The sequence below is a fragment of the Rhizobium binae genome, from assembly GCF_017357225.1.
GTDB lineage: Bacteria > Pseudomonadota > Alphaproteobacteria > Rhizobiales > Rhizobiaceae > Rhizobium > Rhizobium binae.
The window spans coordinates 3,383,687-3,406,625 of record NZ_CP071604.1 but is presented as its reverse complement, the minus strand read 5'-3'; the positions used below and the strand labels follow the sequence as shown (position 1 = coordinate 3,406,625).

The window sequence follows — 22,939 nt, the reverse complement described above, 5'->3', positions numbered from 1 at the left end:
GGAAGGGCCATAAACGCCGGCGGTTATCAGGCCGCCCCCACCTTTATCTTTTCTCTGAACCAGTCGAGCGTCATCGCCACGCCCTGTTCGTAGCTGACCTTGCACGACCACTCGGGCATGACGGCGTAGGCTCTCGTCAGGTCCGGCCGCCTGTTGGTGGGATCCTGCGGCGGCGATGGCTCGAAGACGATCGGCACGCCGCCGATCAGCTTCGAAACGTATTTCGCGACTTCGAGAACGGTGATCTCTCGGTCGTTGCCGATGTTCAGGGGCCCCTTGTAGTCGGTCTCGTTGATCCAGAAATAACGCGCAAAACCGTCGACGATGTCGTCGACATAGCCCCAGCTGCGCGACTGCTTGCCATCGCCGAACACGGTGATCGGGCGGCCCGAAAGCGCCTGGGTGACGAAGTTGGAGACGGCGCGGCCGTCATCGGGCCGGGTGCGGGGACCGTAGATATTGAAGGGGCGGATAACCTTGACGTTCAGCCCCTTGGTGCGCTGCATCTCGAACAGCAGCGCTTCCGTGCATCTCTTGCTCTCGTCATAGGAGGAGCGCGGCCCGGTACAGTCGACCTGGCCCTTGTAGGTTTCCGGCTGCGGCGATACCAGAGGGTCTCCGTAGATTTCCGAGGAGGAGGTGTAACCGAAGCGCCCGCCCTTCTTCAGCAGGTCGAGAAGCCGGAAGGCGCCAAGCAGGTTCGCCGAAATCGTCCGCTTCGGTTCCTTCATGTACCAGGGCGGTGATGCCGGGGAGGCGAGATGATAGATCTCGTCGAATTTTTCCGACGTCTGCAGGGTCTCGACGTCCGATTTCACGAAGTGAAAGCGGGGATCCCTGATGTGCGAAATATTCTCGAAAAGTCCTGTCCAGAGATTGTCAACAACGACGAGCTTGTGAACGTCATTCCTAAGCAAAAGCCGGTCGCATAGATGCGAACCGATGAATCCTGCTCCGCCAGATATCAATACGCTTTTCACTGGATTGCGCCTCTTGACTTGAAGAACGGTGATTATTCATTAGCATCACCTGTAAGGACTGGCAATTACCTCGAAGAATTTCAAAAAATACTCACTTATTAATATTAATTGTTAATTCGTATTACCCTGAGTGGTATGGACCCTATCGGGGACAAGGCAGCTGCCGCGCCCCTCGATTTTCGCAGCGTATTTCGCAAGATTGTGGCCCTGTTGCCTCGCAGCATATTTCTCACCGCGAAATTCTCTATCACACGGGCCTAGCTGCGCATCGGGCTAAGGTCCGACTCTCGGCAGGACAGCGCATCGGCTCGGTTGGATGCAGGAGCCGGCAGACGGCCCGCAGGTCCGTGGCGCTCTATCGATCAATCGGCCGCAAGCGCTGTCAATACCCGATAGGCCGCGGCAACCCGATCCTCGTTGGGGTAGTTTTTGTTGGCCAGGATGACGATGCCGACGCGCTTGATGGGAATGAAGGCGACATAGGCGCCGAAGCCGTTGGTCGAGCCGGTCTTGTTGATCCAGACATCGCCACGCGGCGTCATCGGCGGCTGCAGCGCCGCGACCGGGGAGGTCTTCAGCATCGCCACCGAATTGCCGTCAAGCAGGCTCTGCAGTGGGACGGGATAGGCATATTGCTCCCAGATCAGGTCCTGGGTCATCGCCCCTACGCTGAAATAACCGGTGTGGGTCTTGTCGATCGCGTGCTGCAGTTTTCCGTCGAGCTTCGCCATGCCCATATTGGCGTCGACGAAGCGGATCATGTCGCCGGCGGTAGACCTTACGCCATAAGCCTCGGCGGAAAGCAGGGCCGGCGTCAGCCTTGCCGGCTCGCCGCTGCGCTTATAGCCCTGGGCGTAATCGCCCCGTCGCGCCTTCGGCACGTTGATGAAGGTGCTGCTCAATCCGAGCCCGGGAAACAGCCTGCCTTCCATCAGATCCGCGAAATCGCCGCGCATAGCTTTCGCCGTGATGAAGCCGAGCATGCCGATGCTCGGATTGGCATAGCTGCGGTGGGTTCCCGCCGCGTAGGAAGGGCGCCAGGCGGCAAGATAATCCATCAGTTGGCCTTCGTTTTTGAGGTTATCGGGCACCTGTAGCGGAAAACCGCCGGCCGTATGGGTGCCGAGACCGATCAGCGCGACATCACCGAACGGCCTTCCCTTCACCGCGGGAAGATGTTTGGCCACCAGGTCGGACAAAGAGAGGTCTCCCGTCGCTTCGGCGTAGGAGGCCAGCGTCGCGGTGAAGGTCTTGCTGATCGAGCCCAGTTCGAAGAGCGTGGTCGCCGCCACCGGTCTGCCCGTCTCCTTGGATTCGACGCCATAGGTGAAGATGTGATCGCGGCCGCCGACGGTGATGCCGACGGCCACCCCCGGAATGGCGTATTTTTCCATGATCGGCTTGATCGCCGCATCCGCGATCGCTCGTACTTCCGCCTCGCCGGCGGCAAAACTGTTTGCTGAAGTGTATGCCGAGAGCAAAGCAGCCGACAAAATTTTTATGCCAAGGTTTTTCAAAGTCATCCTCCAGATCGCCAGGGAGCCGCATGAGCTCAAAATGCAGCCGAATAGGCGTTTAGCGGCGTTGTTTTCCAACGGCAAATGATGATATCTCGCAGCAGCTGCAAGAATTTCTAGGGCTTAAGAAACGCGCGATGGTTCGCCCCTTCCTCCCGCTGAACGGCCTGCGGGCCTTCGAGGCCTCGGCACGACATCTGAGCTTTACCCGCGCCGCAATCGAGCTCTGCGTCACCCAGGCGGCCGTCAGCCAACAGGTCAAGGCGCTGGAAAAGCGGCTGGGCGTCGCGCTATTCCAGCGTCTGCCGCGCGGGCTGAAAATCACCGCGGAAGGCGAGGCGCTGCTGCCGACGGTAAGCGCCTCCTTCGACCAGATGGCGACAACGCTCGATCGGATCGAGGCCGGCCAGGTGCGCGAATTGCTGTTCCTCGGCGTCGTCGGCACCTTCGCGGTCGGCTGGCTCTTGCCGCGCCTTGCGGATTTCCAGCGCCGGCACCCCTTCATCGACGTCCGGGTTTCCACCAATAACAACCGCGTCGATCCCGCCGCCGAGGGACTCGACTTTGCCATCCGCTTCGGCAGCGGCTCCTGGCACGGCACCGAGGCGCAGCGCCTGTTCGAGGCGCCGCTCTCGGCCCTCTGCATTTCCGAACTGGCCGAGGATTTGCGGTCGCCTGCCGATCTCGCCGGCGCCACGCTGCTGCGCAGCTACCGCGCGGATGAATGGAGCACCTGGTTTGCCGCCGTCGGCGTAGCGCCGGCGGCGCAGGTCAATGCCGGCATCGTCTTCGATTCCTCCATCGCCATGATGGAGGCCGCCCTGCAGGGACTCGGCGTCGCGATGGCGCCGCCTTCGATGTTCTCCAGGCTGCTCTCGTCAGGTGCGATCGTTCAGCCCTTTGCCGCCACCATATCACTCGGAAGCTACTGGCTGACACGCCTGCAGTCACGGCCGGTCACCCCGGCCATGCGCGCCTTTTCCGATTGGGTCTTTGCGCAAGCGTGATGTCCGGCGGCCCGCGGAGCGGGCGCGCCGGGCCGCATCATTTTTGAATGCAGGTATCCACCGTATCCTTGGTGCACTCGTCAAGCCCAGTGAAGACAGGATCGTCTACCTTCTTTCCCGCGATCAGGTCCATCATCACGGTCGGCGCCTTGTAGCCCATTTCGAACGGCCGCTGGCCGACCAGCGCGGTCACCAGACCTTCCTTGGCGATCGCCACTTCGTCACCGATCGTATCGGCGGCGCCGATGACGAAATCGTTCTTGGCGATCTTGTCGGCCATCGGCTTGAACAGGTCGCGATAGGGCTGTGGGGCGCCGAACAGCGGCCAGCCGCCCATGATGCCGAAGGCGTCGAGATCGGGGTTGGCGGCGAGGATATCGGTCATCGCCTGCACGCCCTTGGCGCCATCGTCATTGGTAAAGACCGGGCAGCCGGCCACCTCCGTCCAACCGCCTTCGCCCTTCAGGGCATCGAGCCCCTTCTTGCCGCTCAGCGTATCGCGCATGCCCTGAGCTCGGCGCAGAATATTGTCGGCGCCGGGATTGCCTTCGATGGTGCAGATCTTGCCGCCCTTCGGCTTGGCCTTCTTGATATATTCACCGATCTTGGCGCCCATCAGATAGTTATCGGTGCCGAGATAGGTCTTGCGCAGGGCGGAATCCTCGGCAGCGAGGTCGGCGTCGAGCGTCATGACGGGAACGCTCGGATTGGCCGTCTTCAGCGTCTGGGCGATCAGCTTGGCATTAGAGGGCGAGATGGCGATCGCCGCCGTATCGGCCTTGCCGAGCATATCCTGGACGATCTGCGCCTCGCCGGCTTCATCGGAGGTCGATGCCGGGCCGGTGTAGAAGCATTCATATTCGGCGGATGCGTTTTCCTTGTTCCACTTCTGGCAACCCTGGTTGATCGCCTCGAAGAACGGGTTGTCGAGGCCCTTGACGACAATGACGAGCTGCTTCTTGGCGGCCATGGCCTCGCCGGCCGTAAGCGCCAGCGCTGCCGCAGCTGCAAGCAATAATGCCTTCCTCATAGCTTCCTCCCTTTGAATGCGGGCACGATTGCCCGCCGCGTAATCAACCGGGATACCAGACGATACGAGGCTCCTCCCCTGAACGCCGATATTCCCAGGCTGAATCGATGAGCTTTTCCAAATCGTAGACGGGGCGCCAGTCCAGCAGGTATTTCGCCTTGCTGTTGTCCATCCAGTTGGAGTGAAACTGGCTCGCGATGTCGATGGAGGCGAGCCCGCGCGTGCGGGTGAGATAGGCGGCGACTTCCCCATAGTCGACGGGTCGATCCATCGAGATGTTAAAAAGCTCGCCTTTGGCGCGCGGATTGTCGATTGCCGCAAGGATTGCCGCGACCAGATCTTCGACATGCACGAAATTGCGCTTCAGCGGCCGCCCGTCGGCATCGCGCAGCAGCGGCACCGTGCCGTCCTGCGCGTAATGTTCGGCATCGGCCGCCGGCACCAGTGTTTTCCAGTCCGGCCCGCCGAAGACATCGTCGCCGAAGGACAGCGTATATTTGAAATCGTCCTTCTCCATGATCCAGGGAGCCCGCAGGCAGCAGGTGTTGATGCCGTACTGGATGGCGAACTGCTCGAGCATCACCTCTTCCAGCACCTTGGAGAGCGCGTAGCAGCCGGGATAAGCGCGATGCGGCGTCTTTTCCGTCACCGGCCCGTCATGGCGATAGAAGAAATGCCCGATGCCGGCGTCGCCGCCGATCAGGATGAACTGCTTTGCCGTCGGGCTGGCGCGAAACGCCTCGAGCAGCCAGAACAAGCCCTTGACGGTGATATCCATCACATCGGCCGGGGTTTCCTTGCAGGTGGCGAGGTGCACGACATGGGTGGCGCCGTCCATGGCCGCGGCCACGACGTCGCTGTCGGCGATCGAGCCCTTCACCACACTGATGCGGTCGGTTTCGTCGAGCACACGATTATGACAAAGCGCGCGAATGCGTGCTTTGGAAAATTGCGGCTCGTCAAGCAGCCCAGTAATGAAGCGCCGCCCGACCTTGCCCGTAGCCCCGGTGACAAGGATCAGCATACCTCTCTCCCCAGTAACAGCTAATATCCGCGCGTTTCCGGCGTCAATCTGTATTTATCGTACAAAATAGTTTTTTGTGATGAGGGGTCGTTTTAGCGGACATTTGATTGACGATTCCTGGTGCTTTTGCATTAATGAACATAATCGCTTTTCCGGGAGGAGATCGGCAAAGCGAGATCGCAGGCGTCTAACTGGCGGCCGGGTATCAGCAGCCGGCGGCGAAGGCATGCCTGCGGGTTCCGGGGAGGGTAGTCGGCTGGTCGCGGTTCTCGAACTCACCAACATCTCGAAACATTTCGGCGCCATCCAGGCGGTGAATGACGTGTCGTTCGCGCTCGAAGCCGGCCAGGTGGTCGGCCTGATGGGCGATAACGGCGCGGGAAAAAGTACGCTGGTCAAGATGATCGCCGGCAATTTCCGCCCGAGCGAAGGCACGATGCGGCTGGAGGGCAAGGAGATCGTCATGCACCGCCCGGTCGAGGCGCGCCAGCATGGTATCGAGATCGTCCACCAGGATCTGGCGCTCTGCGACAATCTGACGGCGGCGGCCAACGTCTTCCTTGGCCGCGAGCTCAGGCGCGGCATCGGCCCCTTTAAGATCCTCGATTACAAGACGATGTACCGCCGCGCCGGCGAGATCTTCAAGGAGCTGAAATCGGAAACCCGCCCGCGCGATCTCGTCAAGCAGATGTCGGGCGGCCAGCGCCAGGCGGTGGCGATCGCCCGCACGATGCTGTCGGAGGCAAAGATCGTCCTGATGGACGAGCCGACTGCGGCCATATCGGTCCGCCAGGTCGCCGAAGTCCTCAACCTGATCCGCGAGCTGCGCGACCGCGGCATTGCGGTCGTCCTCATCAGCCATCGCATGCCCGACGTCTTCACCGTCGCCGACCGCGTCATCGTCATGCGCCGCGGCCGGAAGGTCGCCGACAAAGCGATCGCGGCGAGTTCGCCGGAGGAAGTGACGGGTCTTATCACTGGCGCCATCGAACAGGTCTGATCGGCGCAGCTTGGTTCACGGGCAGAAAAGAAGGTCAACGATGGCAGCCACCCTCGACCAGACGATTGCACAGAGAGAGCGAAGCCGACTGTCGGAGTTCGTCGGCAGCCAGACCTTCTGGGTGCTGATCGCCGTCATTCTCGCCTGCCTCTTCCTCTCCGTCGCCACCGATTCTTTCGCGACGGCTAAGAACCTCTACAATATCACCCGCAACGTCACCTTCGTCGCCATCATCGCGCTCGGCATGACGCTCGTCATCATCACCGGCGGCATCGATCTGTCGGTCGGCTCGGTGCTTTGCCTCTGTAGTATGGTACTCGCGGTCACCATGCATGCCGGCTACGGCATCGAAATCGGCATAGCGGCGGCGATCGGCACGGCCCTTCTGGTCGGCGCCTTCAACGGCGTGTTGATCGCCTATCTCGATTTTCCGCCTTTCGTGGTGACGCTCGGCATGCTGTCGGTGGCCCGCAGCCTTGCCATGGTCGCCTCCAACAACACTGTCGTCTTCCAGTTCGGCCCCGATCACGACAAGCTCTTGGCGCTCGGCGGCGGTGCCTGGTTTCTCGGCATCGCCAACCCGGTTCTCTACATGGTCATCCTGGCGCTCTTGACCGGCTTCGTGCTGCGCTGGACGCGCTTCGGCCGCTATATTTTCGCGATCGGCGGCAATGAGCATGCCGCCACGCTCACCGGCGTTCCCGTGCGCAGCATCAAGGTCGCCGTCTACATGATCTCGGCGCTCTCGGCCGGCATTGCCGGCATTGTCCAGACCGGCTGGCTCGGCGCCGTCACCACCAATATCGGCGCCGGCATGGAGCTCCAGGTCATTGCCGCCGCTGTCATCGGCGGCGCCAATTTGGCCGGCGGCGTCGGAACGGCCTTCGGCGCCCTGGTCGGCGCAGCGCTGATCGAAGTGATCCGCAACAGCCTCGGGCTGCTCGGCATCAACGCCTTCTGGCAGGGCACCTTTATCGGTGGCGCGATCGTGCTGGCGGTGCTGTTCGACCGGATACGAAATTTGAGGCAGAGCGAGTAGGCGACGGCGCGCCCCCGATCAGACGGTTGCGTTACAGAAGCGAAGCCGGCCGTCGGCGAGCGCGGCGCCTGCCTACGCTGCCGGCGGGCGATACCGGATCGACTTCGCCTTCTCCAAGGCTCGGATGGTGTCCTCGACGTCGAGGAGAACGGTGGTCTCAACAGAGCTGAGCGCGCCTCCCGCACCGATCGCAAGCGCGACAGCCGCCATCGATACATTGTCCGGCGCCTCCCACAAATTCCACCCGTCATACTCGCCGAAGGCGTACCAGAACCCGTGGAGCTTCCCGCCCACGGATTCAATGTAGCTCCGTGCCGCCTCCCGGCGATCCTCGGGGTTTTCGATCATGCGCGCCCAGGTCTCGGGCGTGTAGCTGAAGCGCGTGAGATACATGGCCATGGTTTGCCTCCTCCGCCAGATCGATCCAGTAAACGCTCAAGCCGAAAGGAATGCCAGTCATTCGATGGGCTTATTGGCTTGCCTTTCGAATGATCAGCCAAGCGCTATGGGCGGCAACCGAGACAAGGCTTGATAATCCCCGCCAGGGCCAGAACTGTGAAGAGCAGCATGAAAGAGGTTGCCAGCACGGAAAAGGCATAGCGATCAGCAACTTCGCTTTCGGCGTCGCCAACTGGCGATCATCCCCCCCACGTGCGGACCAATATATTTTCGAGCCGACATCCTGACTGAAATCATAACCGTTTTTGCGGTAGAAAATGATCGACCGGATGCACCAATACCAGCTGTAGGCGCAAACGCCGCCTGCCACGCCGAATATGATCCACAGTTCAACCCACTCGTCGGTAACCATTGGTATTCCCCGAACATCAGCCTCGGCCTGCTCGGCATCAACGCCTGCTGGCAGTGGACGTTTATCGGCGGAGCGATGGTGCTGGCGGTGCTGTTCGATCGGATACGAAATTTGAGGCAGAGCGGGCGGCGGCGATGCCATCGATCACATCCTGCATTGTTCTCTGCGGGCATGTCACGGAGATGTCGGGCGCAAGCTGGCATATCGCGGCCGGGTGGACTGCAGCATATCCAGTCGCAGCTTTCGTTGATCAAACTCTGACCATGCCCTCAGGGGCGCCCATCCTCATAGCCTTCCAACTCTGGGCACCCTCTGATGTTGGCGAAGCCGATCACGCGCCGGTCGCCCGATTGATCCAGACCTCTGAGCACGATGACATTGTCATCCTGCTGTATTATCTCGCTACGATAGATGCCGGCCCGAAGCGCCAGGTTTTTTGCCTGGCTTACGTTGCATTGCCCGAGCCGTGGAGTGACGTGCCAGTATCTCGTGCCTTGGCCATCCGACTGCCATCCGCCAGAGCCGGCGAATCCCGACACGCTGGACAGCAGTATTGCACACGACAATATCACGCTGCCTGGAACCAGTTTCATGTAACCTCCGTCAGCTGTCGACGTTTCAGGGCTCGTCGCCGCTCTGCTTGCCCCGGTAGCAATGGATAACCGGGTTTTCCCCTGGCGTCGCGACAGTAGATCACTCGGGCTAACACGGTGCTAACGCGGTGGCGCCACTTGGTCTCCTCCGGGGGCAACAAAAGGTTGCCAGCACGGAAAAAGGCACGGCAATCATAAAGTTGGCTCCCCGGCGTCGCCAGCAGGCGATCATTCTCTCCGCCGTTCGAAACCCAGCAGCAGCGGCGCCGGCCCATTAAGCCAGGTAATGGAGATCAACCGGAGATAGCTATGTTGCGTCGTATAGTCACAACAATTTATGGCCTATCGAATGTTGCGCCGTTTCGTTTCACTCCGAACAAAACTGGCCGCCCGCCGCCATCTCCCTCGAAAGCTTACTGCCTACCGGCTGGGGAGAGGGAGACATTCGAACGTTTTGTCACGGGCGCACAGCATCAACCGGACGAATGCGGTCAACCCTCCGGGGGCGATGTAAACCGGCTGGCATCGAACGGACCTCTAGCTGAGAACGGGGCGACATCCTCGCTCGACGTCGCGACATCAGCCTGACGATGCACGGTGCGGGGCGAGACTCGCGGCGTGCTCAATACTATCGGCTCGCCGGGAGAATGCAGCGCCCATTTCATCAGCGCCGCCTCGGACGTCGATCCGAGGAAGTTTGCTTCTTCCCAGGAAGCGGTCATGGGCAGGGAGGCGATCATGGCAGCGCCCGGCTTGGAGGCCTCGTTTGCCGCGATGCGGGGGTGGAAGCGGGTGTGATCCGGCAATGCTGAGGTTTGTCTCTCCGGAAGTCTGACAATCGGGCCGATCGAGGCAGTCTTGAGTTGGTCGTCCGCGCTCGCGTCATGCGCAAGGGCGGGTGGTCGCATCGCCGGTATTGGAATCGGCAAGGATGAAACATCCGGAGCGGCGCCTTTGTCATCCCGCTCGCCCGCGCCGGACTGCAGCGACGCAAGCGCACTCAATGCCCGGCTTTTCGGCGTCGGCAGAAGCGCCGTCACAAGCTTGCCGTTGGTGGCGTCGCCGCCCGGCGTGGTCGATGCTCCTGCGTCTTCGTCGTCGCCAGCGGTGCTGGCGATCTCGATCGAGGTGGAGCTGACGCGCTTCCTGTAGTTCGCAACCGCCTGATCATATCCCGGCAGCGGCCGACCATCGGCCGGAAGATGCATCGTCTTTCCATTCGGGAATATCCGGGCGAGCTCCTGCCGTGACATGCGGGGCCAGGCCCTGACATTGCCGGCGTCGAGATGCACGAAGGGCGAACCGGAGGTCGGATAATATCCGACACCGCCGACCTGCATCTGCATGGCAAGTGCGCGCAGCGTCGCAAGCTTCACGCCGGGCACGTAGAAATCCATCGCCTTGCCCAGCATGTGCTGGCTCTTCTTGGCGACACCCGTGCTGCGCGAACGGTTGCGGAGCATGTTGTTGGTCGCAGGCGAGCGATAGGCGGAAACGACATGGATGTAATCTTTGCCGCCGCTGCGTTTGTACACCTCCCAGACCAGGTCGAGCAGCCGGGGATCCATCCGGGTCGGCTCGTTCCGTCGCCAGTCGCGCAGGAACCGATTGATCTGGGCAAGGCCTTTGGGATCGAACTTTCCATCCCGTTTGTAGGTGATCGTGGCCTTCTCACCCGTGTGGGTAAAGAACAGCTTCAGGGCCCGATCTTCCGCCGAGGCTAACGATGCAGAGCCGACAAGCGCCGGAAGCGCAAACAGAGCCGGCAGAATGGTCTGCGTTGCGAAGCATTTTGCACGCGACAGGAGCGCGGCAATTCCGCCCGAGGCTCCGCCGGACAATGCTTGCACTGAATACTTCAACACCAACAACCCGTCCTACACCAAACATCTGACGACGGCGGGAAACTCCCCATCCATCAGGCTCATTAAAGCCAGCTTATGGTCAACAAATTGCTAACGGGCGGATGCGGAAAGTCGGTGATTTGGGATGCGGGTCATCTGGGGCGTAATGACGGCCTGTGCTTCGAGCTGAGGAGAGAGCCGCGCGTCTTGTGGAAGGCTGCGCGCAGTTGGCGCTGGCGACCGGCTTCGCGGCGCCTGGTTTCGTAGCGGATCGTCATTCGGCAAAGGCCCATGGCTTTATACGACCGCCGTTCGCTCATCTGGTGGTGATCCATCAGATGCGCGACAGCTTTCCGCTTTGCTGCGGGAGTAACCACTTCTTTTCCAGGATCTTTCAAAGCCGCTGGGTCGAGCATCGCATCTTCCCGCAACGCCATCTGGAAAACCTTCGCCGCCGCTACCATCTCCTTTAAGATCACCAATTTAGGGAGGTTGCGATGTCCGGACCTGCCGTGCACGCTGTCGAAAATCTGTCACTTGAGATACTGGCACCGACCCGTTCCGGTCGCGGCACCATCGTCTGCGACTGTTGCCGCCGGGCAAGAAGCGTGAGCGACTTCGACGAAGACGGGTGTGGCATCTGTTGTGGGTGCCTAGAGTCAGACGCGCTCCTCGTTGAGCTGGACGAGAGCATAAAGCGCAAACGGTCAGCGAGCTCCTGACCAGGCCTTTCAGGCAGAGGAAGCGTGTTTTGCAACAGTCGCCGTTGGTATCCGCCGAGCGAGCACAGCCCATGGCCGACATCCGGCGCAACTTGCCGAACGCAATGCTGGCTCCATGTTTCCTCACGCGCTACGCAGGTAGCTGCCAGAGCGCGCCCAATGCCAGCACACCTCTGGTCACACGCAAGAGCCCACGATAAGGCCACGCGCATTGTTGCATAATTGATAATAAAGTAAAAACTATTATCACAATTGTTGGTTTTTGGATCCCGCCGCACTATCCATCCGTCAGACGAACACAGCGTCGCCTGAAGTTGTTAATGACGAAATCGCAGCACGCGGGATGACCCAGAACCTTTCTTCCATAACACTCAGGGGCGCACTTCTTTCCGCAGGCGCCGCCGTCGCAGCCATGCGATCTCACCATTTCTCAAGCTCGCAGCCGAGGCTGCATCAGCATCCAGCTCAACCGAAGGAACCAAGACAATGGCATATGTAACCACCAAGGACGGCGTCGAAATCTTCTACAAGGACTGGGGTCCGAAGGACGGTCAGCCGATTGTCTTCCACCACGGCTGGCCACTGTCGTCGGACGACTGGGACGCACAGATGCTGTTCTTCCTGTCGAAAGGATATCGCGTCGTTGCCCATGATCGCCGTGGACATGGCCGTTCCGCCCAGGTCTCCGATGGTCATGACATGGATCACTACGCCGCGGACGCCTTTGCCGTCGTCGAAGCGCTCGACCTTAAGAATGCCGTCCACATCGGACACTCGACGGGTGGTGGCGAGGTCGCCCGCTATGTCGCCAAGCACGGCCAGCCGAGCGGTCGCGTTGCCAAGGCGGTTCTCGTTTCCGCCGTTCCTCCGCTGATGCTCAAGACCGAAGCGAATCCCGAAGGCCTGCCGATGGAAGTCTTCGATGGTTTCCGTTCGGCGCTCACCGCCAACCGCGCACAGTTCTTCCGCGACGTTCCGGCCGGTCCCTTCTACGGCTTCAACCGCGACGGCGCGGCGGTTCAGGAAGGCGTGATCCAGAACTGGTGGCGTCAAGGCATGATGGGCGGTGCCAAGGCCCATTACGACGGCATCAAGGCCTTCTCCGAAACCGACCAGACGGAAGACCTGAAGGCGATCACGGTTCCGACGCTTGTCCTGCACGGTGAAGACGACCAGATCGTTCCGATCGCGGACTCGGCGTTGAAGTCGGCCAAGCTTCTGAAGAACGGCTCGCTGAAGACCTATGCTGATTTCTCGCACGGCATGCTCACAGTCAATGCCGACGTGCTGAACGCCGATCTTCTGGCCTTCGTGAAGGCCTGATCGGTCCGGCGGCGGATGCGGCCTCCCACGCATCCGTCGCCTCCATGAACCACGAGTGCTTCCTCGGCACGCCATCATTCAATGGAAGGAACCTATCATCGCGAACAGCAACCCGTCCAAGAAAGCAGAGAATCATGGCGTCGCTTGGGAGCGCGCCTTCGGACACGTTCAGGCCGTGCAGGTCAAGGACACGATCTATGTCTCGGGCCAGTTGAGCCACGATGACAACGGCAATCTTGTCGCCCCGGCGGAACTCGATGAGGATAAGCGGCGTGCGGACTTCTCGCAGATGGAGAGCCAGATCCGCCAGACATACGTCAACGCAAAGACTCTGCTCGCTAGATATGGTGCGACCCTCGACGATGTCGTTGAAGAGACACTGTACGTGCTTGATGTTCCCAGCGCGTTTGCGGCCGGGTACAAGGTCCGCAAGGAAATGTACGGCACAGATGTGCCTCAGTGCGCCAGCAATCTAATATCGGGGTTTCGGCGCTGGCTTTCCCCCGCGGATCGTCGAAATCACGTTCCGGGCAATCATCAACCGTTCCGCTGATTGATCAGGCGGCAGCTATTCCATGAACCGCCGTCGATGATGGGCCTCCGGCGGCAAACTCGTTGAACGGGTCACACGATGCCAAAGACACCGGCCGCCAAGGCCCCCGCACCTGCTACCATGGAACTCACCCCCGACCTGGTCGTCACGACCATCAGAATTGTCGAGGACGAGGGGCCGGAGCCCAATTGGAATCCGATCTCGCCCAAGCAGCTCGACGACCTCGTCAGCAGAATTGAGGAAGAGGCTGGTGACGAGGAGATATGGGTGTTCGCGTACGGATCCTTGATGTGGAACCCGGGTTTCGAGGTGGCCGCCAGCGAAGAGGCGGTCGCTCACGGCTGGCACCGTGCGTTCTCGTTGAGGATTGAGCGGCTCAGGGCCACCTCCGACGCGCCCGGTCTCATGCTCGCGCTTCGGCCAGGAGGAAGCTGTTCGGGGCTTGTCCTCAAGCTTCCGTGCACCACCAAGAGGGAGAGTCTGCGTACTCTTCTGGCGCGAGAGATTCGGTATGCCGAAGTGTGCGACATGGTTCGTTGGGTTGCGGTCAAGACACCGACGGGTGTGCGGCGGGCGCTCACGTTCTGGGCGAGCGGCAGGCAGTCTCCGCTCACGGAGAAGATCCCCCTCGAAGAGGCGGCAGGGTTGATCGCCCAGGCATGTGGACCCGCCGGATCTTGCGCGGAATACCTGCATCGGACGGTTTCAGATCTGGCGGATCGCAAAATCTATGATCGAAACCTGTGGCGGCTGCAGCAACTGGTTGCGGCTAGACTTCGTGCACTCCATCAGCTTGATCGAATCTGAATTGGGTGTGCCAGATCATGGTGACGGGCATTTTCGTGCCTCAGTCCAGCATGACCATCTTTGCCGCGACCTGATCCTCGAAGAACTTGGAGAATGACGCAATCCTTGGCGGGAGTGCTTGGTAGGGCGGGTAGAACAGCGTCAGCCACAGGTCCGGCGGCGCCCATCCCTTGAAGACGTGGACGAGGCGACCGCTGCTGATGTGATCGGCGATGTTGAATCCTGGAAGCAGCGCGACACCGGCACCGTCGGCGGCCATGTCCGCCAGAACCTCTCCGCTGTTTGCGCTGAAGGCTCGACCTGCGGAAATCGTAATGCTTGACCCACCGTCCGACAGCACCCAGTTCTCACGTCGGCTTTCGCCGCTGTACGCGAGGCAGTCATCGGGCTTCAGTTCGTTCGGGTGCTGCATGTGGGAGAATCTACTTCCGGGAGCGGCGACCAGAATGCGCGGCACCACGCGAATCTTTCTCCAGATCGTGAACTTGTCCGAAGGCTGTGACGAGATGCGGATCGCCAGATCGTAGTCGTCGTCGACGATGTTCACCAATCCATCAGACAGCGAGATCTCGAAGCTCATCTTCGGATAGCGTTGCTTGAACCCAGACAGGATCGGCGGCAGCACCGTCTTGCCGAACCATGTCGGCGCACTGATACGCAGCCGACCCTCGTCCGCCTTATGTGAGTTCATCACTTCGCGCCGAGCGTCCTCCAGAGTCTTGACCGCGGGCTGGATCTGCGCGGCAAAGATCGCGCCATCGGTCGTCAAAGAAACCTGCCTCGTGGTGCGCACAAAGAGCTGTACGCCGAGTTCTGCCTCGAGCGCGGCGATGGCACGCGTTACGGCTGCGGGTGTCATGTCCAGTTCGCGGGCTACCTGGGCGAAGTTCCGCTTCTCGGCGGCAAGCAGGAAAGTTCGAAGGGCTTTATAATCGTTCATTTCATTGTTTCAAATTTTGCAATTCAATCACAATGAATATTGCAATTCCGCGCTGTGATCAACGGACCTACATTCATATCAACACTTGAACACCAGCTGATTGAAAGGCACAGACATGATCAAGGACATCAAGGGACTTCACCACGTGACTTCGATGGCATCCGACGCGCGGCAGAACAATCGCTTCTTCACCGACACGCTGGGCCTGCGCCGCGTCAAGCAGACTGTCAACTTCGACGATCCGAGCGTCTACCACCTGTACTACGGCAACGAGAATGGTTCCGCAGGCACGGTGATGACCTACTTCCCATTCCCGAACATGATGCTTGGTCGTCCGGGCGTGGGTGAGGTCGGTGAGACGCAGTTCTCTGTTCCAAAGGGCTCGCTGAAGTTCTGGCAGGATCGCTTCGCGGCTCACGGTGTCGACGGTCTGGAAACGGATACTGTCTTCGGTGCCAACCGTCTTCGCTTCATGGGCCCGGATGGCGACGGTCTTGCGCTGATCGAGTCCGCCGACGACAACCGCGCGCCATGGCTGGCGGATGGAATCCCCGACGATGCGGCCATCCGCGGTTTCGCCGGCGCTCGCTTCAGCCTGCATGATACGGCTGCGACGGAAGAGCTGCTCGGCTTCATGGGGTACCAGCGCGCCGAAAAGGAGGGCAACTTGACTCGCTTCATCATTCCAAACGGAAACGGAGCTGACACGATTGATCTTGCATCCCTGCCGAAAACGCCATTTGCGCGTCAGGGGGCAGGGTCGGTTCACCACATCGCTTTTGCCGTCGATAACCGCGAGAAGCAGCTCGATGTGCGCAAAGCGCTGATGGACACGGGCTATCAAGTCACACCCGTCATCGACCGCGACTACTTCTGGGCCATCTACTTCCGCACGCCGGGCGGTATCCTGTTCGAGGTTGCCACCAACGAGCCTGGCTTCAACCGTGACGAGGACACGGCTCACCTTGGGGAAGCACTCAAGCTACCGGGCCGATATGAAGCTTTCCGCGATCAGATCCAGGCAAATCTCGAGCCATTGGCTGCCTGACAATACCACTGATGGAATTTCGAATTTTGGACGCCGCATCTGCCCGGCGGCGCCCTGGTTTTTGCAGGGAAGATCTTCAAACATTCGACTTGATGCCCTTTGCCACTGGTCGATAACTGAACCCCAGGCATTCGCACACATTCGCTGGAGAGATGACAATGGATCAATTGGGAGCGATCAGAGCCTTTGTTCGCGTCGTCGAGGCCGGATCCTTTGCAAAGGCTGCAGACACGATGCGTGCGCCTCGGTCGACCGTGAGTAAGCTTGTTCAGGATCTCGAGGCAAGCTTGAGCCTCAAACTGCTCGAACGCACGACACGTTCAGTCTCCGTGACACCTGAGGGAGTCGCTTATTACGAGCGCGCCATTCGTCTGATCGCCGATTTCGACGAGATGAACAATGAGGCGACCCGTGGGCGCCTCGCCACCAGGGGAAAACTTCGGGTTGACGTAGGAGGGACCTTCGCGAATGCGATTCTGATCCCTCGGTTGCCAGAGTTTTACGCGCTCTTTCCAGAGATCGAGTTGCATCTTGGTGTAACAGAACGTCAGGCCGACATCGTCGAAGAGGGCATAGACTGCGTCATTCGTGCCGGCGATCTGCCCAGCGCATCTCTTGTTGCGAGGAAGTTATGCAGCGTTGAGATAGTGACCTGCGCAACCCCGGGGTACCTCGAAAAACACGGCGTGCCAGCTTCGCCATCGGATCTGCAGCGTGATCATATTTTCGTGCAGTACTTTGATGCACGTAGTCTGAAAGCTGCACCCGTCCGACTGATTAAAGGCGATGAGAAAATAGAGATCTACAGCCCCATCAAGCTCTCCACCAGTGATGCGACGGCGCATTTGCATGGAGTATTAGCAGGACTGGGTATCGGGCAGACATTTGAATTCTTGGCACGGCCCCATATCGCTCGTGGCGCCCTGGTCCCAATCATGAACGACTGGGCGCCACCACGTCATCCTGTTCACATAGTAAGGCCAGCGGGCCGGTTTCCGAGCCTTAAATATCAGGTCTTTGCAGATTGGGTTGCGGGCGTGTTTTCTAACTACGACCATGATGCCGGCGCACCCTAGCGGCTTTGTCCATATCCATGGATGGTTACTCCACTACGACGGGCTTCTCCCATCTCTCCTTTGAGGATATTTGCCCCGGCTGATTTGATCCATCGTCGGATATCGAGCGCGGAGTGGGCGATGGCCCTTTATGGGAGTGTGCCGTGAAGTGTAATTATTGCGATGAATGCAAGTCATTCGCAATTAATATTGCAATTTTGCACAAGCGCAAATCACACTACGTTCCCTTTCAGCAACCGAGGCAACGAGTGAATGAAAGCATCGGTTTCGACCTACTCGGGCCCTTATGAGCCGTGTTCCAGGACATGGTGTCCGTCCGACAGGCCCTGCCCAGTTTATTAACCCGCCGCATTCGCGGTCCAAACAACCGAAGAGGAAAATCTCATGTCCAAGCTCGAAGTTCTCACTCCCGCCAACAGCCAGCTCATCTTCATTGATCAGCAGCCGCAGATGGCCTTTGGTGTCCAATCGATCGACCGCCAGACGCTGAAGAACAATGTCGTCGGCCTCGCCAAGGCCGCCAAGATCTTCAATATTCCGACCACGATCACTACGGTCGAGACGCAATCCTTCTCTGGCAACACCTATCCGGAACTGCTCGCCGTATTCCCGGAGAACGACATTCTCGAGCGCACCTCGATGAACTCCTGGGACGACCAGAACGTCCGTGACGCGCTGGCGAAGAACGCCGCCGAAGGCCGCAAGAAGATCGTCGTCTCCGGTCTCTGGACCGAGGTCTGCAACACCACCTTCGCACTCTCGGCCCTGCATGATGTTCCAGATTATGAGATCTACATGGTTGCGGATGCTTCCGGCGGCACGTCCTCCGACGCACACAAATACGCGATGGACCGGATGGTGCAGGCAGGCGTGATCCCGGTCACCTGGCAGCAGGTCCTGCTCGAGTGGCAGCGCGACTGGGCTCGCAGGGAAACCTACGATGCTGTCATCACCCTCGTGAAGGAGCATTCCGGCGCATACGGCATGGGCGTCGACTACGCCTACACGATGGTTCACGGCGCAGAGGAACGCGTCAAGCACGGCAAGCGCATCGGCCCGAACCCCGCCAAGTAAGGGCCTGATCAGGCCGCTCCGATAACCCCGTCGGAGTGGCCTTTCTCTAACCGTGGAGGGCATCCCGTGAAAATCTATCTTCTTTCTCTCGGTGCAGGTCTGCTTGTGGGCATCGTCTACAGCCTCCTGAACGTCCGCTCGCCGGCTCCGCCTGTCATCGCCCTGGTCGGCCTTCTCGGCATTCTCGTCGGTGAACAGATCATCCCTTTCGCAAAGACCTTGTGGAGCAGGGAGCCAGCAGCCGTTTCATGGCTTCATCAGATCAAGCCGCACATGTTCGGCCACCTGCCTAAGGGCGGCGATCTTATCGACCTCGCCCATCAGGCGGAGGCGAAAGCGGAGGAGCGGAGCTGATGGCGACTCGTCGATCCTTTCTTGGGGGCGCGTCGAGCCTGGCGTTCTCGAACCTCTTCTCCCCGGCGAAAGCCGCCGATCCCAACCACACCGGAGTAGACACCATGCATGCCGACCTGATCCTCCACAACGGCCGCGTGACGACCCTCGACCGGACCAATCCGAACGCCACGGCGATCGCCATCAAGGATGGCCTTTTTCTCGAAGTCGGATCCGACAGTGAGATTATGGCGCTGGCTGGTGCCAACACGAAGATCGTCGACCTCAGGGGCAAGCGCGTCCTGCCGGGTCTGATCGACAACCACACCCACGTTGTGCGCGGCGGCCTGAACTACAACATGGAACTGCGCTGGGACGGCGTTCGGTCGCTCGCCGATGCGATGGACATGCTGAAGCGCCAGGTGGCGATTACGCCCGCGCCGCAATGGGTGCGCGTCGTCGGGGGGTTCACTGAACATCAGTTCGCCGAAAAGCGCCTGCCGACGATCGAGGAGATCAATGCGATCGCTCCCGATACCCCGGTCTTCCTGTTACATCTCTACGACCGGGCACTCCTGAATGGTGCGGCCCTGCGCGCCGTCGGCTACACCCGCGATACGCCGAACCCTCCCGGCGGCGAAATCACTCGCGATGCCAACGGCAACCCGACTGGCATGCTGCTCGCGAAGCCGAATGCCGGCATTCTGTACTCGACGCTCGCCAAGGGGCCGAAGCTTCCTCTGGACTACCAGGTCAACTCGACCCGCCACTTCATGCGCGAACTGAACCGCCTTGGCGTGACAGGCGTGATCGACGCGGGTGGCGGGTTCCAGAACTATCCTGACGACTACGAGGTCATCCAGAAGCTCTCCGATGAGAACCAGATGACGGTGCGTCTCGCCTACAACCTCTTCACCCAGAAGCCCAGGGAAGAGAAACAGGACTTCCTGAACTGGACGCAGTCGGTCAAATACAAGCAGGGTAACGACTACTTCCGCCACAACGGTGCCGGTGAGATGCTCGTCTTCTCGGCTGCCGACTTTGAGGATTTCCGCCAGCCCCGTCCGGAAATGGCTCCGGAAATGGAAGGCGAGTTGGAAGAGGTCGTCCGCGTACTGGCAGAAAACCGCTGGCCCTGGCGTCTCCACGCCACCTATGACGAGACCATCTCCCGCGCCCTCGATGTATTCGAGAAGGTCGACAAGGATATTCCGCTCGAAGGACTCAACTGGTTCTTCGACCATGCCGAAACCATCTCGGATCGCTCGATCGACCGCATCGCCGCACTCGGCGGCGGCATCGCCACGCAGCACCGCATGGCCTATCAGGGCGAATATTTCGTCGAGCGATACGGTCACGGCGTGGCCGAGGCCACGCCGCCGATCAAACGCATGCTCGACAAGGGTGTGAATGTCTCCGCAGGCACCGATGCAACGCGCGTCGCCTCCTACAATCCGTGGGTCTCGCTGTCGTGGATGGTCACCGGCAAGACTGTCGGCGGAATGCAACTCTATCCGCGAGCCAACTGCCTCGATCGCGAGACGGCGCTGCGCATGTGGACCGAAAAGGTCACATGGTTCTCGAACGAAGAGGGCAAGAAGGGTCATATCGAGAAGGGCCAGTTTGCCGACCTCGTGGTGCCGGACAAGGACTTCTTCTCCTGCGCCGAGGGCGAGATTTCGTTCCTCACCTCGGAACTGACCATGGTCGGCGGCAAGATCGTCTATGGCGCAGGCGACTTCAAGACGCTCGACGAGAACGACATCCCGCCCGCGATGCCCGACTGGTCTCCCGTACGCAAGTTCGGCGGTTACGCAGCCTGGGGCGAACCGAAAGGCGCAGGGGCTCGCTCATTGCGCCGCACGGCGATCTCCACATGCGGATGTGCCAGCGATTGCGGCGTGCATGGCCATGACCATGCCGGAGCTTGGACATCCAAGCTTCCGATCGCCGACCTCAAAGGATTCTTCGGCGCTCTCGGCTGCTCCTGCTGGGCGGTCTAAACTCAGCTTTGCGCTCGGGCGGCCAGCCGCCGCCCGAGCGACCTGGCGGATAATTTCAAGAACCGCAATTAAATCGAAACAATTGCTGCAATTGTTGGTAAGACGGTAGCTAGCCAATATCGCTCCATCAAACGCAGCCGCTCGATCAGATCGGCGAACATGCAGGAGCAGATATGAGCCACCAATCCCATGTGTCGAATCCAGTCCGGAGCAGTCTGGCACGCATCGTTGCTTCTCCGGTCACGCGAACTGTGTCGCTGCTTGCGCTCTGCGCCGCCTACATCCAGGGCCCGCTCGCCAAGATCTTCGATTTCAACAGCGCACTGGCCGAAATGGACCACTTCGGTCTCCAACCAGCCGCCTTCTTCGCCGTTGCCGTCATCGCGTTCGAACTTGCGGCTTCAGCCATGGTGGTCTCGGGCTTCCTGCGTTGGGCAGGCGCCCTGGCGCTGGCGGGCTTCACACTTCTCGCGACCTTCATCGCTCTCCGCTTCTGGGAAATGGCCCCGGGCATGGATCGCATGATGGCGACCAACGCCTTCTTCGAGCACCTGGGCCTCGCAGGCGCATTCGTCTTCGTTGCAGCATTTGAGACCTCACCAAGGGAGTAGGCAAATGAGCGCCGCAAAATCATCCGGGGGAACCTTCACGCCCCTCGCACAGCCAGTCTTCGCTGTTCTGTGGACCGCCACCGTCCTTGGCAACACCGGAAGTTTCATGCGCGACGTCGCCAGTTCCTGGCTGATGACGGATCTGTCCGCATCGCCCGCCGCAGTCGCCATGGTTCAGGCGGCCGGAACCCTGCCGATTTTCCTGCTTGCCATCCCGGCAGGCGTTCTCACCGACATCCTCGATCGCCGCAAGTTCCTGATCGCTGTCCAGGTGCTACTGGCCTCCGTCAGCATTTCGCTGATGCTCCTCTCGCAGACGGGCATGCTCTCGGTCAGCGCTCTGATCGGGTTGACCTTCCTCGGCGGTATTGGGGCAGCGCTAATGGGGCCGACCTGGCAGGCGATCGTTCCGGAATTGGTGAAGCGCGAGGACGTAAAGAGCGCGGTGGCGCTGAACTCGCTCGGTATCAACATCGCTCGCTCCATCGGCCCTGCTGCGGGCGGCCTGCTTCTCGCAGCCTTTGGCGCGGGGATCACCTATGGCGCGGACGTTGCCAGCTACCTCGTGGTGATCGCAGCCCTCGTCTGGTGGCCGCGCCCCCAGAACGCCAATGACGCTCTCCAAGAGAACTTTTTTGGCGCCTTTCGAGCCGGACTTCGCTACACCCGCTCGAGCACGCCACTGCACGTCGTCCTGCTGCGCGCCGCGATCTTCTTCGCCTTCGCCAGCGCCGTCTGGGCTCTTCTTCCGCTCCTTGCCCGCCAACTGCTCGGTGGTGATGCCAGCTTCTACGGTATCCTGCTCGGTGCGGTCGGCGCAGGCGCGATCGGTGGAGCCTTGGTGATGCCGAAGCTGCGCCAACGCTTGAGTTCCGACGGCCTGCTTCTCGGCGCGGCGGTGATCACCGCCGCCGTCATGGGAGCCCTTGCTCTCGCTCCACCGAAGTGGGTCGCCATCGTGGTCCTTCTCTTCCTCGGTGGTGCATGGATCACCGCCCTGACAACGCTCAACGGCACGGCGCAGTCCGTCCTTCCCAACTGGGTGCGCGGTCGTGGTCTTGCCGTCTACCTGACCGTCTTCAACGGTGCGATGACTGCCGGAAGTCTTGGCTGGGGTGCGATCGGCGAGGCTGTCGGCATCAAGTCCACCTTGATCATCGGGGCCATCGGCCTGCTCATCGCCGGATTCATCATGCATCGCGTGAAGCTTCCGGCCGGCGATGCCGACCTGGTGCCGTCGAACCACTGGCCCGAGCCTCTCGTCGCCGAACCCGTTGCTCATGACCGTGGCCCGGTTCTCATCCTGATCGAATACACGATAGAGAAGCAGCACCGGAGCGCATTCCTGCACGCCCTCGACCATCTTTCCCAGGAGCGCCGCCGCGATGGTGCCTACGGATGGGGTGTCACCGAGGACTCGGCCGCCCCGGAGAAGATCGTAGAGTGGTTCATGGTCGAATCCTGGGCTGAACATCTTCGCCAGCACAAGCGGGTCTCCAATGCCGATGCCGACCTGCAGGGTAAGGTGCTGGCCTACCATGTTGGTCCCGAGAAACCTGTCGTCCGTCACTTCCTGACGATCAATCGGCCTGGAGCCGCATAAC

The 22,939-nt window shown here is 60.4% G+C and carries 20 protein-coding genes and 4 pseudogenes; 15 read left to right on the top strand and 9 right to left on the bottom strand.

Going from position 1 to position 22,939, the window contains the following annotated elements:
* Window positions 1-26 precede the first annotated feature (26 nt).
* Window positions 27-980 carry an NAD-dependent epimerase/dehydratase family protein gene (locus tag J2J99_RS16725; protein ID WP_168298414.1) on the bottom strand — a complete coding sequence of 318 codons (954 nt, stop codon included), beginning with the start codon at window positions 978-980 and terminating at the stop codon, window positions 27-29.
* A 362-nt stretch (window positions 981-1,342) separates the two neighbouring features.
* Window positions 1,343-2,461, bottom strand: a complete 1,119-nt coding sequence (gene ampC / locus J2J99_RS16720; protein WP_281438372.1) for a class C beta-lactamase — start codon at window positions 2,459-2,461, stop codon at window positions 1,343-1,345.
* Here ampC and J2J99_RS34045 point away from each other — a divergent pair.
* Together J2J99_RS34045 and J2J99_RS16715 are read left to right on the top strand one after the other, a co-directional pair.
* A complete protein-coding gene (locus tag J2J99_RS34045; protein WP_246735395.1) occupies window positions 2,373-2,585 on the top strand; it encodes a hypothetical protein in 213 nt (70 codons plus the stop codon). The genes ampC and J2J99_RS34045 overlap by 89 nt on opposite strands.
* 49 nt (window positions 2,586-2,634) lie before the next feature.
* Window positions 2,635-3,504 (top strand): LysR family transcriptional regulator, encoded by an 870-nt coding sequence (locus J2J99_RS16715; RefSeq protein ID WP_168298416.1) that lies wholly within the window; start codon window positions 2,635-2,637, stop codon window positions 3,502-3,504.
* Between the two features lie 37 nt (window positions 3,505-3,541).
* Here the strand turns inward: J2J99_RS16715 and J2J99_RS16710 are convergent, their stop codons facing one another.
* Together J2J99_RS16710 and J2J99_RS16705 are read right to left on the bottom strand one after the other, a co-directional pair.
* Window positions 3,542-4,534, bottom strand: a complete 993-nt coding sequence (locus J2J99_RS16710; protein ID WP_168298418.1) for a sugar-binding protein — start codon at window positions 4,532-4,534, stop codon at window positions 3,542-3,544.
* Between the two features lie 43 nt (window positions 4,535-4,577).
* Window positions 4,578-5,558: an NAD-dependent epimerase/dehydratase family protein gene (locus tag J2J99_RS16705; protein ID WP_168298420.1), complete on the bottom strand. Its 981-nt coding sequence runs from the start codon at window positions 5,556-5,558 to the stop codon at window positions 4,578-4,580.
* Between the two features lie 226 nt (window positions 5,559-5,784).
* On the opposite strand from J2J99_RS16705, the gene J2J99_RS16700 reads away from it, so the two are divergent.
* Both J2J99_RS16700 and J2J99_RS16695 read left to right on the top strand, forming a co-directional pair.
* Window positions 5,785-6,558 (top strand): ATP-binding cassette domain-containing protein, encoded by a 774-nt coding sequence (locus J2J99_RS16700; RefSeq protein ID WP_246638635.1) that lies wholly within the window; start codon window positions 5,785-5,787, stop codon window positions 6,556-6,558.
* A 40-nt stretch (window positions 6,559-6,598) separates the two neighbouring features.
* Window positions 6,599-7,597: an ABC transporter permease gene (locus tag J2J99_RS16695; RefSeq protein ID WP_168298423.1), complete on the top strand. Its 999-nt coding sequence runs from the start codon at window positions 6,599-6,601 to the stop codon at window positions 7,595-7,597.
* Between the two features lie 72 nt (window positions 7,598-7,669).
* On the opposite strand, the gene J2J99_RS16690 is transcribed toward J2J99_RS16695, so the two are convergent.
* Window positions 7,670-7,996: a GYD domain-containing protein gene (locus J2J99_RS16690; RefSeq protein WP_168298425.1), complete on the bottom strand. Its 327-nt coding sequence runs from the start codon at window positions 7,994-7,996 to the stop codon at window positions 7,670-7,672.
* A gap of 430 nt (window positions 7,997-8,426) precedes the next feature.
* Here J2J99_RS16690 and J2J99_RS16680 point away from each other — a divergent pair.
* Window positions 8,427-8,531, top strand: a pseudogene (locus tag J2J99_RS16680) (ABC transporter permease); the annotation flags it as partial.
* A 146-nt stretch (window positions 8,532-8,677) separates the two neighbouring features.
* On the opposite strand, the gene J2J99_RS16675 reads toward J2J99_RS16680, so the two are convergent.
* The 3 genes and pseudogenes from J2J99_RS16675 to J2J99_RS16665 all read right to left on the bottom strand — a co-directional run.
* Window positions 8,678-9,001, bottom strand: a complete 324-nt coding sequence (locus tag J2J99_RS16675; RefSeq protein WP_168298428.1) for a hypothetical protein — start codon at window positions 8,999-9,001, stop codon at window positions 8,678-8,680.
* A 491-nt stretch (window positions 9,002-9,492) separates the two neighbouring features.
* Complete coding sequence (locus tag J2J99_RS16670) at window positions 9,493-10,872, bottom strand: peptidoglycan L,D-endopeptidase MepK (RefSeq protein ID WP_168298430.1); 1,380 nt, start codon at window positions 10,870-10,872, stop codon at window positions 9,493-9,495.
* A gap of 173 nt (window positions 10,873-11,045) precedes the next feature.
* Window positions 11,046-11,276: pseudogene (locus J2J99_RS16665) on the bottom strand (IS3 family transposase); the annotation flags it as partial.
* A 777-nt stretch (window positions 11,277-12,053) separates the two neighbouring features.
* Between J2J99_RS16665 and J2J99_RS16660 the strand changes: the two are divergent.
* The 3 genes and pseudogenes from J2J99_RS16660 (at window position 12,054) to J2J99_RS16650 (ending at window position 14,250) form a co-directional block, all read left to right on the top strand.
* Window positions 12,054-12,890 carry an alpha/beta fold hydrolase gene (locus J2J99_RS16660; RefSeq protein ID WP_168298432.1) on the top strand — a complete coding sequence of 279 codons (837 nt, stop codon included), beginning with the start codon at window positions 12,054-12,056 and terminating at the stop codon, window positions 12,888-12,890.
* Between the two features lie 97 nt (window positions 12,891-12,987).
* Window positions 12,988-13,447: pseudogene (locus tag J2J99_RS16655) on the top strand (RidA family protein).
* A gap of 116 nt (window positions 13,448-13,563) precedes the next feature.
* Entirely contained in the window at window positions 13,564-14,250 is a 687-nt protein-coding gene (locus J2J99_RS16650; RefSeq protein ID WP_205919038.1) for a gamma-glutamylcyclotransferase, read from the top strand.
* A gap of 40 nt (window positions 14,251-14,290) precedes the next feature.
* On the opposite strand, the gene J2J99_RS16645 is transcribed toward J2J99_RS16650, so the two are convergent.
* Window positions 14,291-15,190, bottom strand: coding sequence for a LysR family transcriptional regulator (locus J2J99_RS16645; RefSeq protein ID WP_168298436.1), 900 nt, complete (start codon window positions 15,188-15,190; stop codon window positions 14,291-14,293).
* Between the two features lie 115 nt (window positions 15,191-15,305).
* Here J2J99_RS16645 and J2J99_RS16640 point away from each other — a divergent pair, with 115 nt between their 5' ends.
* From J2J99_RS16640 to J2J99_RS16610, 7 genes and pseudogenes are all read left to right on the top strand, one after another.
* Window positions 15,306-16,238 (top strand): VOC family protein, encoded by a 933-nt coding sequence (locus J2J99_RS16640; RefSeq protein WP_168298438.1) that lies wholly within the window; start codon window positions 15,306-15,308, stop codon window positions 16,236-16,238.
* 158 nt (window positions 16,239-16,396) lie between these two features.
* Window positions 16,397-17,314 carry a LysR family transcriptional regulator gene (locus J2J99_RS16635; protein WP_168298440.1) on the top strand — a complete coding sequence of 306 codons (918 nt, stop codon included), beginning with the start codon at window positions 16,397-16,399 and terminating at the stop codon, window positions 17,312-17,314.
* A gap of 384 nt (window positions 17,315-17,698) precedes the next feature.
* Complete coding sequence (locus tag J2J99_RS16630; protein WP_168298443.1) at window positions 17,699-18,388, top strand: hydrolase; 690 nt, start codon at window positions 17,699-17,701, stop codon at window positions 18,386-18,388.
* Window positions 18,389-18,454: 66 nt separating this feature from the next.
* Window positions 18,455-18,742, top strand: coding sequence for a XapX domain-containing protein (locus J2J99_RS16625; RefSeq protein ID WP_112853634.1), 288 nt, complete (start codon window positions 18,455-18,457; stop codon window positions 18,740-18,742).
* Window positions 18,742-20,724, top strand: a complete 1,983-nt coding sequence (locus J2J99_RS16620) for an amidohydrolase (protein WP_168298445.1) — start codon at window positions 18,742-18,744, stop codon at window positions 20,722-20,724. Before J2J99_RS16625 ends, J2J99_RS16620 begins: the two co-directional genes overlap by 1 nt.
* A gap of 173 nt (window positions 20,725-20,897) precedes the next feature.
* A pseudogene (locus J2J99_RS16615) lies at window positions 20,898-21,343 on the top strand (DoxX family protein).
* Window positions 21,340-22,938: an MFS transporter gene (locus J2J99_RS16610; protein ID WP_168298449.1), complete on the top strand. Its 1,599-nt coding sequence runs from the start codon at window positions 21,340-21,342 to the stop codon at window positions 22,936-22,938. The pseudogene J2J99_RS16615 and the gene J2J99_RS16610 overlap by 4 nt, the downstream one beginning before the upstream one ends.
* Window position 22,939: the final 1 nt, after the last annotated feature.

Coding starts and splice junctions, on each gene's coding strand:
- J2J99_RS34045 (WP_246735395.1), top strand. CDS start 2,373: ATGATCGGCTTGATCGCCGCATCCGCGATCGCTCGTACTTCCGCCTCG.
- J2J99_RS16715 (WP_168298416.1), top strand. CDS start 2,635: ATGGTTCGCCCCTTCCTCCCGCTGAACGGCCTGCGGGCCTTCGAGGCC.
- J2J99_RS16690 (WP_168298425.1), bottom strand. CDS start 7,996: ATGGCCATGTATCTCACGCGCTTCAGCTACACGCCCGAGACCTGGGCG.
- J2J99_RS16675 (WP_168298428.1), bottom strand. CDS start 9,001: ATGAAACTGGTTCCAGGCAGCGTGATATTGTCGTGTGCAATACTGCTG.
- J2J99_RS16710 (WP_168298418.1), bottom strand. CDS start 4,534: ATGAGGAAGGCATTATTGCTTGCAGCTGCGGCAGCGCTGGCGCTTACG.
- J2J99_RS16650 (WP_205919038.1), top strand. CDS start 13,564: ATGGAACTCACCCCCGACCTGGTCGTCACGACCATCAGAATTGTCGAG.
- J2J99_RS16630 (WP_168298443.1), top strand. CDS start 17,699: ATGTCCAAGCTCGAAGTTCTCACTCCCGCCAACAGCCAGCTCATCTTC.
- J2J99_RS16695 (WP_168298423.1), top strand. CDS start 6,599: ATGGCAGCCACCCTCGACCAGACGATTGCACAGAGAGAGCGAAGCCGA.
- J2J99_RS16700 (WP_246638635.1), top strand. CDS start 5,785: ATGCCTGCGGGTTCCGGGGAGGGTAGTCGGCTGGTCGCGGTTCTCGAA.
- J2J99_RS16705 (WP_168298420.1), bottom strand. CDS start 5,558: ATGCTGATCCTTGTCACCGGGGCTACGGGCAAGGTCGGGCGGCGCTTC.
- J2J99_RS16620 (WP_168298445.1), top strand. CDS start 18,742: ATGGCGACTCGTCGATCCTTTCTTGGGGGCGCGTCGAGCCTGGCGTTC.
- J2J99_RS16640 (WP_168298438.1), top strand. CDS start 15,306: ATGATCAAGGACATCAAGGGACTTCACCACGTGACTTCGATGGCATCC.
- J2J99_RS16610 (WP_168298449.1), top strand. CDS start 21,340: ATGAGCGCCGCAAAATCATCCGGGGGAACCTTCACGCCCCTCGCACAG.
- J2J99_RS16635 (WP_168298440.1), top strand. CDS start 16,397: ATGGATCAATTGGGAGCGATCAGAGCCTTTGTTCGCGTCGTCGAGGCC.
- J2J99_RS16645 (WP_168298436.1), bottom strand. CDS start 15,190: ATGAACGATTATAAAGCCCTTCGAACTTTCCTGCTTGCCGCCGAGAAG.
- J2J99_RS16660 (WP_168298432.1), top strand. CDS start 12,054: ATGGCATATGTAACCACCAAGGACGGCGTCGAAATCTTCTACAAGGAC.